13 protein-coding genes are annotated in these 14,338 nt (G+C 71.7%); 10 read left to right on the top strand and 3 right to left on the bottom strand.

Annotated features, from left to right (window positions below):
- Nucleotides 1–1,249: PEP/pyruvate-binding domain-containing protein (locus D452_RS27960; protein WP_017543764.1), on the top strand; the 1,249-nt coding region annotated here is incomplete at its 5' end.
- A 58-nt stretch (nucleotides 1,250–1,307) separates the two neighbouring features.
- Here the strand turns inward: D452_RS27960 and D452_RS0108670 are convergent.
- Nucleotides 1,308–2,510, bottom strand: coding sequence for a TAXI family TRAP transporter solute-binding subunit (locus D452_RS0108670; protein WP_017543763.1), 1,203 nt, complete (start codon nucleotides 2,508–2,510; stop codon nucleotides 1,308–1,310).
- Between the two features lie 70 nt (nucleotides 2,511–2,580).
- Complete coding sequence (locus D452_RS0108665) at nucleotides 2,581–3,057, bottom strand: YkvA family protein (RefSeq protein WP_017543762.1); 477 nt, start codon at nucleotides 3,055–3,057, stop codon at nucleotides 2,581–2,583.
- 711 nt (nucleotides 3,058–3,768) lie between these two features.
- On the opposite strand from D452_RS0108665, the gene D452_RS0108660 reads away from it, so the two are divergent.
- The 8 genes from D452_RS0108660 (at nucleotide 3,769) to D452_RS0108625 (ending at nucleotide 11,521) form a co-directional block, all read left to right on the top strand.
- Nucleotides 3,769–5,058, top strand: coding sequence for a hypothetical protein (locus tag D452_RS0108660; protein ID WP_017543761.1), 1,290 nt, complete (start codon nucleotides 3,769–3,771; stop codon nucleotides 5,056–5,058).
- Between the two features lie 63 nt (nucleotides 5,059–5,121).
- Nucleotides 5,122–5,901, top strand: a complete 780-nt coding sequence (cpaB, locus tag D452_RS0108655; RefSeq protein ID WP_017543760.1) for a Flp pilus assembly protein CpaB — start codon at nucleotides 5,122–5,124, stop codon at nucleotides 5,899–5,901.
- A gap of 6 nt (nucleotides 5,902–5,907) precedes the next feature.
- Complete coding sequence (locus D452_RS0108650) at nucleotides 5,908–7,317, top strand: AAA family ATPase (RefSeq protein WP_017543759.1); 1,410 nt, start codon at nucleotides 5,908–5,910, stop codon at nucleotides 7,315–7,317.
- 58 nt (nucleotides 7,318–7,375) lie between these two features.
- On the top strand, nucleotides 7,376–7,753 hold the full coding sequence (locus D452_RS0108645) for a hypothetical protein (protein WP_040693403.1): 378 nt from the start codon (nucleotides 7,376–7,378) through the stop codon (nucleotides 7,751–7,753).
- A complete protein-coding gene (locus D452_RS0108640) occupies nucleotides 7,750–8,151 on the top strand; it encodes a TadE/TadG family type IV pilus assembly protein (RefSeq protein ID WP_026129106.1) in 402 nt (133 codons plus the stop codon). The genes D452_RS0108645 and D452_RS0108640 overlap by 4 nt, the downstream gene beginning before the upstream one ends.
- A gap of 54 nt (nucleotides 8,152–8,205) precedes the next feature.
- Nucleotides 8,206–9,531: a CpaF family protein gene (locus D452_RS0108635; protein ID WP_017543756.1), complete on the top strand. Its 1,326-nt coding sequence runs from the start codon at nucleotides 8,206–8,208 to the stop codon at nucleotides 9,529–9,531.
- A gap of 82 nt (nucleotides 9,532–9,613) precedes the next feature.
- Nucleotides 9,614–10,546 (top strand): type II secretion system F family protein, encoded by a 933-nt coding sequence (locus D452_RS0108630; protein WP_017543755.1) that lies wholly within the window; start codon nucleotides 9,614–9,616, stop codon nucleotides 10,544–10,546.
- A 63-nt stretch (nucleotides 10,547–10,609) separates the two neighbouring features.
- The gene (locus tag D452_RS0108625) at nucleotides 10,610–11,521 is read left to right on the top strand and encodes a type II secretion system F family protein (protein ID WP_017543754.1); all 912 of its coding nucleotides are present in this window, start codon (nucleotides 10,610–10,612) and stop codon (nucleotides 11,519–11,521) included.
- Nucleotides 11,522–11,603: 82 nt separating this feature from the next.
- On the opposite strand, the gene D452_RS0108620 is transcribed toward D452_RS0108625, so the two are convergent.
- Nucleotides 11,604–12,581: a nitroreductase/quinone reductase family protein gene (locus D452_RS0108620; protein WP_017543753.1), complete on the bottom strand. Its 978-nt coding sequence runs from the start codon at nucleotides 12,579–12,581 to the stop codon at nucleotides 11,604–11,606.
- 562 nt (nucleotides 12,582–13,143) lie between these two features.
- Between D452_RS0108620 and D452_RS0108615 the strand changes: the two genes are divergently transcribed.
- A partial coding sequence (locus tag D452_RS0108615) for a DUF418 domain-containing protein (protein ID WP_239646349.1) occupies nucleotides 13,144–14,338 on the top strand: 1,195 nt, incomplete at its 3' end.

The following is a 14,338-nucleotide window of genomic DNA, read 5'->3' as shown; positions in this document are numbered from 1 at the left end:
CGCCCCCGCCGTCAGCGCCCTGGAGGCCGAGACCGGACGACGGTTCGGCGACACGCACGATCCCCTGACGGTGTCCGTGCGCTCCGGGGCCGGTGTCTCGATGCCGGGGATGATGACGACGATCCTCAATCTCGGGCTGCCGACCACGGACCCCGACGTCGCGGAGGACCCGTTGGGAGGGCTGTACCGGGCGATCGCGGAGGTGTACTCCTCCTGGGACACCCCGCGCGCCCGGACCTACCGCGCGCTGCACGGCGTGCCCGACGACCTCGGCACCGCCGTGACCGTGCAGGCGATGGTGTTCGGGGACCGGGACGCCCGCAGCGGCAGCGGGGTCGCCTTCACCCACGACCCCAACACCGGAGAACACGTGCCCTTCGGCGAGGTGCTGTTCGGCCGCCAGGGGGACGCCGTCGTCTCGGGCAGCGCGCTGACCAGCCCCCTGCGGGACCTCGCCGACCGGGAACCCGCCGTGTGGGCGGACCTCGTGGCCGCTCTGGACCGCGTTTCGGAGCATCACCGCGACGCCTGCTACGTCGAGTTCACCTACGAGTCGGGGCGGCTGTGGATGCTCCAACTGCGCCCCGCCCGCCTTGTCGGGGCCGCCGCCGTCCGCGTCGCGGTCGACCTTGCCGAGGCGGGCGTGATCAGTCGCGCGGAGGCCCTGCTTCGGGTCTCTCCCCCGCACCTGCGGCACGCGCGCACGGCACGCGCCGTCCTGCCCGACGGGCGGCCCCCGCTCGCCCGGGGCGTGGGCGCCTGCCCGGGGGTGGCGGTCGGCCGTGTGGTGACCAACGCGGACCGGGCGGTCAGTATGGCGGCCCGGGGGCCGGTGGTCCTGTTCCGCCCGGAGACCTCTCCGTTGGACATGCGCGGTCTGGCCGCCTCGGCCGGGATCGTCACCGCGCGGGGCGGCCCGGCCAGCCACGCCGCCGTGGTCGCCCGGTCCATGGGCACCCCGGCCGTGGTGGGGGTGGAGGACCTGACCGTGGAGCCCGACGGCATCCGGGTGGGTGACCGCCACGTTCCCGAGGGAGCGCTGGTGACCGTCGACGGGACCGGGGGCGAGCTGGCCTTGGGCCGTGTCCGGGTCACCTCCGGCGAGGGCTCACCCCAGCTGGGGCGGCTGCTCGCGTGGGCCGACGAGGTGGCGGGGCGCCCCGGCGGGGGCTCGTGTCCGGGCATGGAGACGGGCCCGGAGGCCGAGGAGGCCCGCCTGCGCGCCGCACACACCGCGCTGCGCGGCTAGCCCGCTCCTCGCCGACCGCTGCCCGCCGACCCTCCGAGGGCGGTGCCCCCGGGCCCGGTCAGAGCACACCGCGTTCGCTGAGGTAGCGAGCCGCGCCAGGGTGGACGCTGTCCGGATCCACCCCGCTCAGTGCCTGGTCCACGGTCGCGATCTGCTCATTGGGAGCGTGGTCGCCGAGTTCCTCGTAGACGGCGCGTACCAGCTCCTGGACCAGGTCCTCGTCCAGGTCGGCGTGCGCGTACAGGGTCTCCCAGGAGGCCAGGAGGTTGGTGTCCCCCTCCTGCCCGGGCAGACTCCCCGCCTGCACGGAGAGATTCGTGTAGGCGGGGTCGACGCGGCTGACCGTCGCCACCACCTCCTCCGGGACCTCCAGGACACGCAGGTCCATCCCCTGCCGTTCCAGGTGGTCGAGCTCCGCGTTCCCGACCCGGCCCCAGAGGACGTGGACGTCGACGTCCCCGTCGATGAAGGGCTGCTGCGGGGTGTCGGTGTCGAAGTCGTAGCCCGAGACGACCTCCATGGAGAACGGGTCCAGCCCGGCCGAGAGCAGGGTCAGGTCGCTCAGTTCGAGGACCTCCGGGTCGTCCCCGGAGAAGACGGCCGTGGTGCCGGCCAGGTCGTCGAGGGAGCGGATGCCGGAGTCGGCCCTGACGACGTACTGGAGGGTCCAGGCGGAGACGTTGCCCAGCACCAGGATGTCGCGTGGCTCCCCGACCGGGTCGCCGTCGCGCACGTCGAGGGTGCCGTCCCGGAGCCGGGTGTACCAGGTGTTGTGGGTGAGGACCACGTCGTTGCGGTAGGCGGCGCCGTTCCCGGGGGCCTCGACCTCCTTCTCCAAGGCGAGGAACTCCACACCCGGGTCCATGAGGTCGTGGGCGACCTGCTCGGAGAAGGTGACCTCGTCGATGGCGTCGGTCCACACCTCGCAGATCTCCCGGGACAGGCGGGAGTTCCCCAGGCCCCAGGTGGGTTCGCCCAGCAGGTAGTCGCCCGCGTAGGGGACCGTTGGCTCGTCGCCGGCAGTGTGCTCGGGTTCGGGTGGGCCGATGAGCCCCGGAAGCGCCCAGTAGAGGGCTCCGCCGAACAGGGCGAGCGCGAGCACCGTGGCTCCGACGATCAGCGGGGTCCCGACCCGCCCCTCGGCGTCCGGAGTCGGCCGGTGGGCCGCCAGCGGGTTCGGGTCCGCCCCGTGGCTCTGGGGCTCCTGTGGACCGTGACCCCGCTGGAGGCGCGGGTCGGGCACGTTGGGGGATGTGTCCACGATGTCCCTTCAAGGACTTCTCTTCGCTTTTTGTCCCCCTGAGCCTAGAGGGGCGGCGCGGACGTTTCGATCAGCGCCTCTGTCGCTGGTGGTCCGCCTGATCCGGGCCAACATGCCGCCCCGGGGCCTGGTACTCGTCCTGCCCCGGGTACTGGCCCTGGTGGGCACCCTGGCCGGGGTGCTGGCCTGGCTGGTTGGCGCGACCGAAGGCCTCCTGTGCCCGCTGCCCGCGCTCCCAGGCGACGAAGCGCTCACTCTCCCCCAGCGCCATGGTGGTGAGCCAAACGGCGACGGCGACGTCGTCGACCAGGCCGAGCACCGAGAAGATCAGCTCGGGCACGAAGTCGATCGGGGAGATGATGTAGCCGACCATGACCAGCATCATGAAGAGCTTGCCGCCGCCGAGCTCCGGGTAGCGCCCGCGCAGCTTGGCACCGAGCATGCGGGGGACCGCCCGAACCCGCTCCCACAGCGAGACCTTGCTGTCCGTGTTCTGGATGACCTGCCAAGCGGCCGCACCGGCGGCGGCCCGGTTTGCCTTGCGCATCGTGTTCGTCTCCTCAGGGGGCAAGTGACTTCTCAAGATATGACGCGAAGTCACCCTCGTTCGTTCCCCGTGGCGTGGAGGACAACCCCGAACGAGACCGACGCGACATCCCCGCCCCACCCCTCCCCGGTCCGCGGTTGTCCACAGAAGGACCGGTGGTACTGGTGACTCCGGGTCCGGAGGGGCATCCTGGAGGGACGGCACACCCACCTCTCCTCGCATTCCTCGCCCCCACCCCGCCGTCGCCGACCCGCCCCCGGACCCGACCGCGACCACCCGACCAGCTCCGACACCAACGAACGTCCAGTGACCAGGGCCCGCAAACCCGGAACGCAGGCATCAACCGAAGAGGACAAAAGGCACGAAGGCATAGGATTGGCCCGCCACTCACCGAAACGCGGCCGAACCAACGACACGGGCGTGCCGGACACGCGACCGACTCCCCCGTCCCCGACCGACACGAGATCCCCCTCCCGTTCACGGGGTCACCTTGGCCTCATTGACGAAAACGCACCACATGGCGCAACCCGTGCCCCAAGGTGGTGATTACCGGGCCTCCCGCAGTGCCGCACCCATTCGTTACGATGCGTCCGAGTGGCACCTGAGACGCGGGGCGTCTCTGAAGCAACCGACCTCGCCCGAGCGCGCAGAACCGATGGAGCCTTTCCAGTGTCCAATGCCCTACCGCGGTCGGCGACGACCGTAGCCCTGTTGGCGGACATCCCCAGCACGGGCCACGTGGGCGAGACCGGAGCACGGCGGTTCGCCATGACAGGCGACGACGTGGGCGCCCGCAGCGCCGCCTTCGTCCTCTTCGCCAAGGAGGAGGTGCGCGCGGGCCGCAGGGTCGTCGCGCTCTATCCCGCCTGGCAGTCCACGGACGCCCGCAAGGCGGTCGACTTCGCGCGGGCCGCCCTGCGCACCGACCACATCGCCGGGATCAGCGTCGACCTGTCCCCGCTCGCCCTCTCCCTCATCGCCGACCAGCTCGCCTACCTGGCCCCCTACCTGCCTCCGGGGATGGTGGCCGCGCTCAGCACGGAACTGCCCAAGCACCTGTTGGCCGGGGCATGGCTGAGAACGGTGTCCGGGTTGTCCACGCTCCCCACGAGCCTGCGTCAGCACATGGGATCGTACGCGCCCACGGTCTCCTTCCTCGCCTACTGCGCTCCCTCCGCCCAGGTGGGCCGTCTGCGCCCTTCGGACGCCATCAGCGTCCCCTTCCGCCCGGTGCAACCGGTTCAGCTGCTGTGCTCCACCCCGGACCCGAGCATCACCCGGGTGTTCGACGAGAACCTGCCCCAGGCCATCCAGCCGGTGGCCACCCGGACCCTGCCGGTCCAACCCCTCGGCAGCACCTACTGGGGCACCCACAAGTACGTGGAGTTCGTGGCCCTGAGCGCCCACCCCCAGGCTCTCGCCTACGCCGCCGGGGCGCTCAGGGCGACGGAGTGCACCTGGTGCGGCGAACCCGTGACCGCCACCCCGTGCCCGTTCTGCCGCGGGGTCGGCAGCGGGGACCCCGCCGCGGCCCACCACCCCGGCCCCTCCGCCCAGGCCACACACACGTCCCAGTCCGCCCCGGCCCCCGCTTCCCGTAACGGCGTCCACGCCCCCCAGGGCCCGTTCGCACCCCGCGGCGTTCCCTCCGGGGCCCAGGCCCCCGTCGCCCCCTCACCGCCCCCCGGCACGCCCCCTCCGACGGACCCGGCACCGCGCAGGCCCCCCAACCTCCAGGGGAACACCGGCCCCCAGGCGCCCCGACCGCCCCAGGTGGGCCCGGTCGGGCAGGCGACCACGAGCCCTTGGAGTGCCCCGCCCCACCGGACCGGCCCCAACCCGCCCATCGGCGCGGGCGCTCCGCCCGGCGCTCCGCGTACCGATCCACCCCCCGTACCAGCGCACGGGCACCGACCGTCCGCTCCGCCGAACCCGTCGGAGGGCGACGCGAACCCGGACGGCCCGCCGCGCACGGAATCCCCCAGAACCTACTCCCGCTAGGGCCCGCCGCTCCGACTCCAGGACGGACGGCCCCCGACGACACGGAAACGGATACCACCCCCTATGAACCCCCGTCAGCGACGCGGCGTCCTGCTCATGGTCGTGGCCGCTATCGGCGCCGTCGCCGTGTTCGCCTCCGTCTTCACCTACCTCAACAGCCAGCAGGACCAGGTGGGCAGGGTCGCCACCGTCCTGGAGCTGGTCGAGGACGTCGACGCCAACCAGCCGCTGGGACAGGACTCGTACACGACCGTCGAAGTGCCCGCCTCGTACTTCGACCCGGAGGTCTTCATCTCCGACCTGGACGAGATCGAGACCCCCGAGGGCCAGGAGCTGGTGGCAGCGAGCCACCTCACCGAGGGGTCGATCCTCCAGCACGGCATGGTCAAGCCCCAGCCGACCCTGACCGCGGGTGAGCGGGAGATCGCGATCATGGTCAACGCCGAGACCGGGATCGCGGGCAAGGTCCAGCGCGGTTCGGTCGTGGACATCTACGGCACCTTCCAGGCGCGCGATCACGGCGAGGCCTGCGCCACCCGGATCGTCACGGAGGTGGAGGTCCTGGACATCGGGGAGCTGCGCAGCCAGGAGTCCGAAGCCGGCGGGGTGGCGGGCGTCGTACCGGTGACCTTCCGTCTCGACCCGCAGACCGCGCTCCAGCTCGCCTACGCCGAGGAGTTCGCCACCAAGCTCCGTATGGGCCTGGTGAGCGCGGCGGGCGGGGGCGACCCCGGTGACACCCAGGTGTGCAGCGGTGACTTCGAGGGTGTCTTCGAGAACTCCGGCGGCGGATCCGGTTCGGACGACCAGAGCGACCAGCGGCGCATGCCGCATGAGGGGTAAGTACCAGTGAACTTCCGAGTCCTGGCGGGGATGCCCACCTCCGAGACGGAGATGGTGATCGCGGCGCGCTTCGAGGAGCTGGCCGGGGCCGACCTCGTCTCGTCCCGCCTCACCAGCACGGATCTGATCAACGCCGCGGGCGAGTACCCCGACCTGGACGTGGTCCTCATCCACCAGGAGCTGGGCCCGGCTCCGGTCTTCGACACGATCCGGGACCTGTCCCACCGCCATCCGCAGTTGGCCATCCTGCTGGTCTCGCCGTCGATGGACCCGGACACCTTCACCGCGGCCATGGAGGCGGGCGCCCGGGGAGTGCTCCCCGCCGACTCCGGCGCCACCGAGCTGGAGACCCGGGTGGCCAGGGCCGCCGAGTGGTCGCGCACCCTGCGCCGTCACCTGGAGTCGGCGTCGTTGGACCTGCCGACCTCCGGGGCGCGCGGCCGGATCGTGACGCTCAGCGGGGCCAAGGGCGGGGTGGGCACCACCACCTGCACCGTGCACCTGGCAATGGCGGCGGCGAGGCGGGACCGGCTGGTGTGCCTGGTCGACCTGGACCTCCAGGCCGGTGACCTGCCCGCCTTCCTCAACCTCCAGCACCGCAGGTCCATCACGGACCTGGTGGACGCCGCCGACGACATCAGTCCCGGCATGCTCGCCGAGACCCTCTACGTGGACCCGCGCGGCCCCCACGTGCTCCTGGCGCCCCAGCACGGCGAGCGCGGCGAGGACGTCACCGCACGGGCCACCCGCCGCATCCTGAGCGCCCTGCGTTCCCGCTACGAACTGGTGATCGTGGACTGCGGCTCCACCATGAACGAGGCGACCGCGATGGCGGTGGAGGTGGCCGACAGCTCGGTGGTGACGGTGACCCCGGACGTGCCCGCGCTGCGGGGCGCCCAGCGGCTGATGGCGATGTGGGAACGCCTCCAGATCCGCTCGCACGAGGATGTCCACTCGCTGGTCACCCGGCACAGCCGCAAGAACGAGATCCAGCCGGAGTTCCTCCAGCAACTGCTGGGCACCAAGGTCCTGCGCACTCCCGTCCCCGCCGCCTACCGGGCGCTGGAGCCCGGGGAGAACAGCGGCGACCCCACGAAGGTGACCGACGAGGGACTGCGCAGGGCCTTCGCCCGGCTCGCGTCGGAACTGGACCTGCTCGTGCCGCCCAGCGCCGTCGCGGGCGGCACCGGGCTGGGCGGCCACACCACGCCCTCGGCCGAACTCCCGCAGGGACTGGCCGGGCGGGCCTCCCTCCCCCAACCGTCGTCGGGTCCGACCACCAGGGACGTGTCCGGCTTCCTCAACGCCATGGGCCCCGACCCGACCACCACCGGGAACCAGAGCCGACCGGCCGGCCCCTCCCCCTCCTGGGGGCAGAGCGGCCCCCAGCGGTCGGGGGGAGGCATCGGTGCCTGAGGAGCGCGGAGGCCTCCGGAGACACCGGGGCCTCCGGGACGACCACGGCGCGATCTTCGTGGAGTTCGCGGCCATGGTGCCGTTCATGATGCTGGCGCTGGCCCTGGTGTGGCAGGTGCTGTTGATCGGCGTCACCGCCATGTACGCGTCCCACGGTGCGGCCGAGGCGGCCCGGCAGGCCTCCGTCACCCCGGACGACATGGCGCGCATCGACGAGGAGGCGCGCAAGCGGGTGCGCGCGCCCTGGGACGGCGAGGACGTGCTAACCACGGAGGTCGTCGAGAGGGACGGTGCCCGGTTCGCCCGGGTGAGCCTGGACATGCCGGTGTTCCTGCCCGGTGTGACGGCTCCGTGGCCGATCACCGGGGAGGCGAAGGTGGTCACCGAGGTTGCGCCGCGAGGGACCTCGGATCCGGAGGGGGTGGAGGCACCCTGAACGGCACACCCTCCCCCGGGCGGCTCCGACGCCTGCTGTTCGGCGGCCGTCCGCGCTCGGACCGGGGCGGCCCCATCCTGGAGTTCGCCGCGATCCTGCCGGTGCTGCTGCTCACCGTGGTGGTGGCGATCGAGGTGTTCCTGGCCTTCGTGGCGATCGAACGCATCGAGTCGGCGGCCAGGGCGGGCGCCCGGGCCGCGGGGGCCCAGCAGCTGTCCGGGGCCGAGGACGCCGCCCGCACCGCCCTGCCCGGCTGGTTGGACGACGCCACCATCACGAGCGGGGCCAACGACAGTGAGGGGTACTTCGTGGAGGTCTCGCACCCGCTGCCGATCGTGTTCTCGTCGGTCGAGCTGAACCTGACACTGACCCGACGGGTGGACATGCCGAACGTGTGAGGCGAGCGAACGAGAAACACCGCGACGGGACCGGCGAGGGAGGAGACGAGGGGCATGGGGCTGAAGGACCGTTTGGAGGAGGACCGCGGCGTCGAGGAACGCGCGGACCGCGGCAGTGTGACGCACTGGCGTCGGCGCCTCCTCGAGGAGATCAACCTGGAGGACCTGACCCAACTGACGCTCGCACAGCGGCGCGTGCGCCTGGAGCGGGTCGTGGGGCACATCCTGTCCCGTGAGGGCCCGGTGCTGTCGGACCGCGAACGGTCGGTGCTGATCCGCCGGGTGGTGGACGAGGCCCTGGGGCTGGGTGTGCTGGAGCCGCTGCTGGCCGACGAGAGCATCACCGAAATCATGGTCAACGGCCCCGACAACGTGTTCGTGGAACGCGGCGGCCGCATGGAGCGCATCGACGCCGCCTTCAACGGCGAGGAGCAGTTGTACCAGACCATCGACCGGATCGTCTCGCTGGTGAACCGGCGCGTGGACGAGTCCTCGCCGATGGTGGACGCCCGCCTGCCCAGCGGGGAGCGGGTCAACGTGATCATCCCGCCGCTGTCCCTGTCCGGGCCGGTGCTGACCATCCGGCGTTTCCCCAAGCCCTACCCCATCGAGGAACTCGTGCGGATGGGCAGCCTGGACCAGGCGACCGGGGTGCTGTTGTCGGCGATGGTGCGCGCCCGGTTCAACATCGTGGTGTCGGGCGGTACCGGTACCGGTAAGACGACCTTCCTGAACGCGCTGTCGGCCTTCGTGCCCAGTCAGGAGCGGATCGTCACCATCGAGGACTCGGCCGAACTCCAGCTGATGCAGGAGCACGTGGTGCGGCTGGAGTCGCGGCCCGCCAACATCGAGGGGCGGGGCGAGATCGCCATCCGCGACCTCGTGCGCAACGCGCTGCGGATGCGCCCGGACCGCATCATCGTCGGTGAGGTCCGTGGTCCCGAGACCATCGACATGCTCCAGGCGATGAACACCGGCCACGACGGCTCACTGGTGACGGTGCACGCCAACTCGGCGGACGACGCCATCTACCGGTTGCAGACCCTGGCGACCCTGGGTGAGGGGAACATCCCCTACGACGCGATCCGCGACCAGATCAACAACGCCGTGGACGCGGTGGTGCACCTGGGCCGATGGCCCGACGGGTCGCGGCGGATCAACGAGATCGCCGTGGTCTCCTCGCGCCGCCGCGAGGAGTTCCGTCTGGACCGGCTCATGGAGTTCGCGGCGCTGCCGGTCAACCCCGACCGCACCGTCGAGGGGCGGTACCGGCACCATCCGCTGCCCCGCCACGTCGCCGCTCGGATCTACCACGTGGGGGAGAGCATCCCGTCCGTGTTCGGGGTCGTGTCCGACGACCGCCCACAGGGCAGCCCGTGAGGGCCCGACAAGCGTCCACGCGGACGCACCAGCGAAGTACGACACCGGACCGCGCGGCGGTACCGGTCCGAAGGGAGTCCGGGTGAACTGGCAGGTTCCGGCGATCCTCGGCGGCCTCGCCCTGGTTCTGTTCCTGATGCTGTGGGCGCTGTGGGAGTTCCTGGCCAGCGCGGAGCAGCGGCGGCTGATCGCCGCCCGCAGCGCCCTGGACCAGGCGGAGTACGAGGCGTCCACCCCTCTGGCCCGGTTGGACGCACGGTTGCGGCGCACGCAGTGGGGTGCGCGGCTCGCTCGTCGCATGGCGCGCTCGGGCACGGACATACGCCCGGCGACGTTCGTCGTGGCGCTCGTGTCGGGAACGCTGCTGACGGTCCTGGTGGTGTGGCAGGTCCTCGCGCCGTTCTTCGGTCTGCTGGCCGCGGTCGGCGTGGCGTTCCTGTTCTTCTCCTACCTGCGCAGGGCCGAGGCCAAGCGTCGGGAGGAGTTCACCAACCAGCTGCCCGACCTGGCCCGTGTGCTGGGCAACGCGACCTCCGCTGGGCTGGCGCTGCCGACGGCCGTGGCCATCGCCGCCGACGAACTGGACGGCCCGGCCGGGGAGGAACTCGGTCGGATGGCGGAGTCGATGAAGCTGGGGGCGAGCTTCGAGGAGGCCATCGCGGACCTGCGCCAGCGCATGCCGTCGCGGGAACTGGGCGTGCTGTTGTCCACCCTGGTGGTGGCGTCCAGGTCCGGCGGTTCGCTGGTGACGGCCCTGCGCAACATCTCCGGCACGTTGGAGAGCCGCAAGGAGACCCGGCGTGAGGTGAGCACCATCCTCAGCGAGACGACCTCCACCGTGTGGGCGCTCGCGTTCATGTCGGTGGGCGCGCTGTTCATGATCAACGGGATCGAGCCGGGGATCATGCGTACGATGACCAGCTCCGGAGCCGGGATCGCGGTGCTGCTGGTCGTGGCGGCGCTGTACGCGACCGGTTTCGCGCTGGTCGCCCGCATCACCAGGTTCAAGATGTAGCGCCCGGCCGCACACGCCACGGTCCTCCGGGACCCCCGACCCCGCCCCTCGAAGGACACCCCCATGAACCTCCCGCTCCTGATACCCCTGGCGGCCGCGCTCGCCTCGGCCCTGGTCGTGCTGCTCGGTGTCTACGGCCTGTACCTGACCCAGTCGCAGACGCGGGTGGCCGTGGACGACCCGGTCGACGCTCCGGTGACCACCAAGAGCGACGAGACCTTCTTCCTGCACCGGATCACCGAGCGGATCGGGCGCCCCTTCTCCAAGGCGCTGATGGCGTCGATGAGCGAGACACTGAAGGCGTCCGTCTCCTCCCGTATCGAGGCGGCGGGGCGCCCGGACGGTCTGACCACGGAACGGTACGTGCGTCGCAAGGTCGGTGAGGTGGCCGTCTACGGTTCCCTCGCCGTGCTGGTGCTGGTGGCGGACTCCAGCCCGATGCTCGCCCTCCTGGCGTTGGCCTTCACGGGCCTGACCGACCTCAACCTGTACGTGCAGACCCAGGAGCGCGCCGACGAGGTCCAGACGCAGCTGCCCGACTTCCTGGACGTGCTCGCGGTGACGGTGAGCGCGGGCATGTCGTTCCGCGCCGCCGTCGCCCGGGTGGCGGTGTCGATGCCGGGGGTGCTGGCGGACGAGTTCACGATCGCGCTCCGGCAGATGGAGCTGGGCACCTCGCGCCGGGAGGCCTTCGAGACCCTGCGCCGCCGCAACCGCAACGAGTCGCTCAGCAAGTTCGTCACCGCCATCCAGCAGGCCGAGGAACTCGGGGCGCCGCTGAGCGACACCCTGGTCGACATCAGCAAGGACATGCGCCTGGCCGACGCCCAGTACATGCGCCGCAAGGCCCAGCGCCTCAACCCGAGGGTGACGATGGTGACCGCCGCGACCCTGCTTCCCGGTCTTCTGATCCTCATCGTCGGTTCGATGTTCCTGGGCACCGAGATCAACCTCGGCACCCTGTTCGGGGGGTAGGCGCCCCGCGCCGGTACGGGAGCGTACGTGGGAGGCCCCGGGGACCGGCTGGCGGTTCCCGGGGCGCCCCACGGCACGGGTGTCACGCCGGCGGGAAGGGGATCTCCGACAGCGTCGGGATGAGGGCTTCCTCCTCGAAGTCCAGATGGGCCTCGAGCTCCTCGGTCAGGCGGTCGAGTTCGGCCATGAACCGCACGGGGTCGGCGGTGCGCACGTCGGCGAGCAGGCCCTCCAGCTCACCCCGGACGCGGTCGACCACACGGTGCTCCTCCACCAGGCGCTCGACGGGTTCCCGCAGGTGCGGGAAGCCCTCGGCCAGGCCGGGGAACATGGCGTCCTCGCTGGTGTGGTGGAAGTGCAGTGACTCGCAGAAGGCGAGGCAGTGCTGACGGATCTGGAGGTTGAGCCCCACCGGCTGCCCGGTCGTCACAGAGTCGCGCTCGGCAAGGTAGCGCTCTGCCTCCCCGCGCACGTTGGTGAGCTGGCCGCGCAGCCACGCGTGGATCTGGAACAGCTTGTCCGCGAGGTTGCGCACCTCACCGGAGCCGAACTCCGGTGAGGGCTGGAGCTCCACCACCGGGAGCCGACGCTCCACCCGGTCCTGGTAGTCGCCGTAGCCCGGGTGGCGGCGGACGATCTCCTTGAAGACCAGGTCGCGTTCCCCGCCCGCCAGCGGGACCGCGACGCACTCCCGGGAGTCCTCTCCCGGAAGTTCCACGGTCACCATGGGGTGGGAGAGCAGGTTGCGGTACCAGTCGGGGTCCTTCGGGGAGCCCCCGGCGGAGGCCACCACGTAGACGCGGTCGTCGATCCGCGCGAAGCCGAGCGGGTTGGTGTGTTCCCGGCCCGAGCGCGCACCGGTGGTGGTGAGCAGCAGCAGGTCGCTTCCGGCGAACTGGCCGCCCATGCGGCCGCCGTTGGCTCGGAACTCCGCCACCACGGGCGCGTTCCAGGGGCTCACGCCGGGTTCGGGGCGCGGGTGGGGTCCTGCGGGCGGCTGGTTCGGACGGCCCGCCCCGGTGTTGTCCTCGCTCGTCTGCTGGTTGTCGTTGTGCGTCAAGAAACGGTCCTCTCACTGAAGGTCGTGGAGGCGGACGTCCCCGGGGCGCGGTCGTCGCGCTCGCCCTCCGGGCGGGGCCGTGCGGGTCGGGGCAGGGCAGGGTGGCGGTCGGCCAGGAGGGGTTCGGGGAGTCCGCCGGAGTGTGGGCGTCCAGGGGCGCCTGACGGCGGATGAGCGGCCGGGGAACGGGCGGGGGTTCGGCGGGACGAACCGCGCGGCCCGGTCTCTCACCGGGGCCACGGGGACACGGTCTCGAAGGCCGTGTCACACCGGCGCCGCGAACGCCTCAGCCGCTCAGATTCGGTACGCGAAGTGTGTGCTCACGATGGCTCCCCGAACAGTCATGGCGCCTCCATGCACTCCGGCCGGCCCACTGCTCATTGGCTGGGAACACGCGACGCCCCACCATCATAGGCGCTCGTTCCGGTGGGGACGGACCCACCCGAAGTCTCGGGAAGGCCCCATGGGAACGGGTCGCGCGGCTCCGTAGCTTCGTCGACGGGCCCCTGAGGGTCCCCGCACGTTCGTCCCACCGCCTGTCAGCGCCCACAAGAGAGTCCCCATGAGTCAGCCCAGCCGACCTCCCTCGACCGGTATCCCGCCCGTGCCCGGCTCGGGGCGATCCCTCGCACCCGACCTCGCGCGCGGTTTCATGCTGCTTTTCATCGCTCTGGTCAACGCCCAGTTCTTCCTGACCCACTCCGAGACCGTCCGCACCCTCACCGACCAGGTGCTGTTGTTCGTCCAGAGCACGCTGGTGAACGGGCGGGCGATCCCGCTGTTCTCGCTGCTCTTCGGCTACGGCACCGTGTGGATCATGCGGCGGGTCGTGGACGCGGGCGGCGGGTGGGTACACGCCCGTGTGGTGCTGCGCCGTCGCGGACTGTGGATGCTGGTGATCGGCCTGCTGCACGGGGTCCTGCTGCTGCCGGTGGACATCGTCGGGGCGTACGGGCTGGGCCTGCTCCTCTTCGTGGGGTTTCTGCGCGCACGCGACTCCGTCCTGCTGTGGTCCGCGGGCGCCGTCGCGTTCGCCTCGGCCGCACTGAGCACCGTCCTCAGCCTGGGCGACGTGTCCGGTGCCTCCCCCGGGGACGACGGGCCCGTCTCGGCGGTGCCCTCACTGATGGAGCCGGACTTCCTCGCGGCCAGTTCCGAGCGTTTCGCGGAGTGGACCCTGTACACGCCGGTGACCCTGCTGCTCGTGGTGCTGCCGCCGTTGCTCGTGGGGATGTGGGCCGGTCGCCGGGGCATCCTGGAACACCCCCGGGAGCACCTTCCCCTGTTGGCGCGTACCGCCGTCGCGGGCCTGGGCGTCGCGGTGGTCGCCGGGCTACCGGACGCCCTGGTCACCGCCGAGTTCCTGCCGGAACCGGAACCCGTCGTCCTGGTGTCCCTGTGGATCGTGCACGACCTCGCGGGCTGGGCGGGCGGGCCCGGCTGGGCGGCGCTGATCACCCTGGTCGCCCTCCGGGTGACCGAACGGGCCGTGCTCCCCGGTGGCACCGGCTCCGCCGGGGCGGTCGCCACCTCGATCGCCTCCGTCGGAGAGCGCTCCCTCAGCTGCTACCTGGCGCAGGCGGTGGTGTTCACCGCGGTGTTCGCCCCCTACGGCCTGGGACTGGGGGCCAGCGCGAGCGCCTCGGGCGCCGTGCTGGTCGCCGTCCTCACCTGGGGACTGACCGTGCTGATCGCCGACCTCTCCCGCCGCTTCGGGCTGCGTGGACCGGCCGAGGCGCTGCTGCGCCGACTCACCT

This window comes from Nocardiopsis prasina DSM 43845, assembly GCF_000341265.1.
In the GTDB taxonomy this organism is placed as follows: Bacteria; Actinomycetota; Actinomycetes; order Streptosporangiales; family Streptosporangiaceae; genus Nocardiopsis; species Nocardiopsis prasina.
This window is presented reverse-complemented; position numbering and strand designations above follow the sequence as displayed.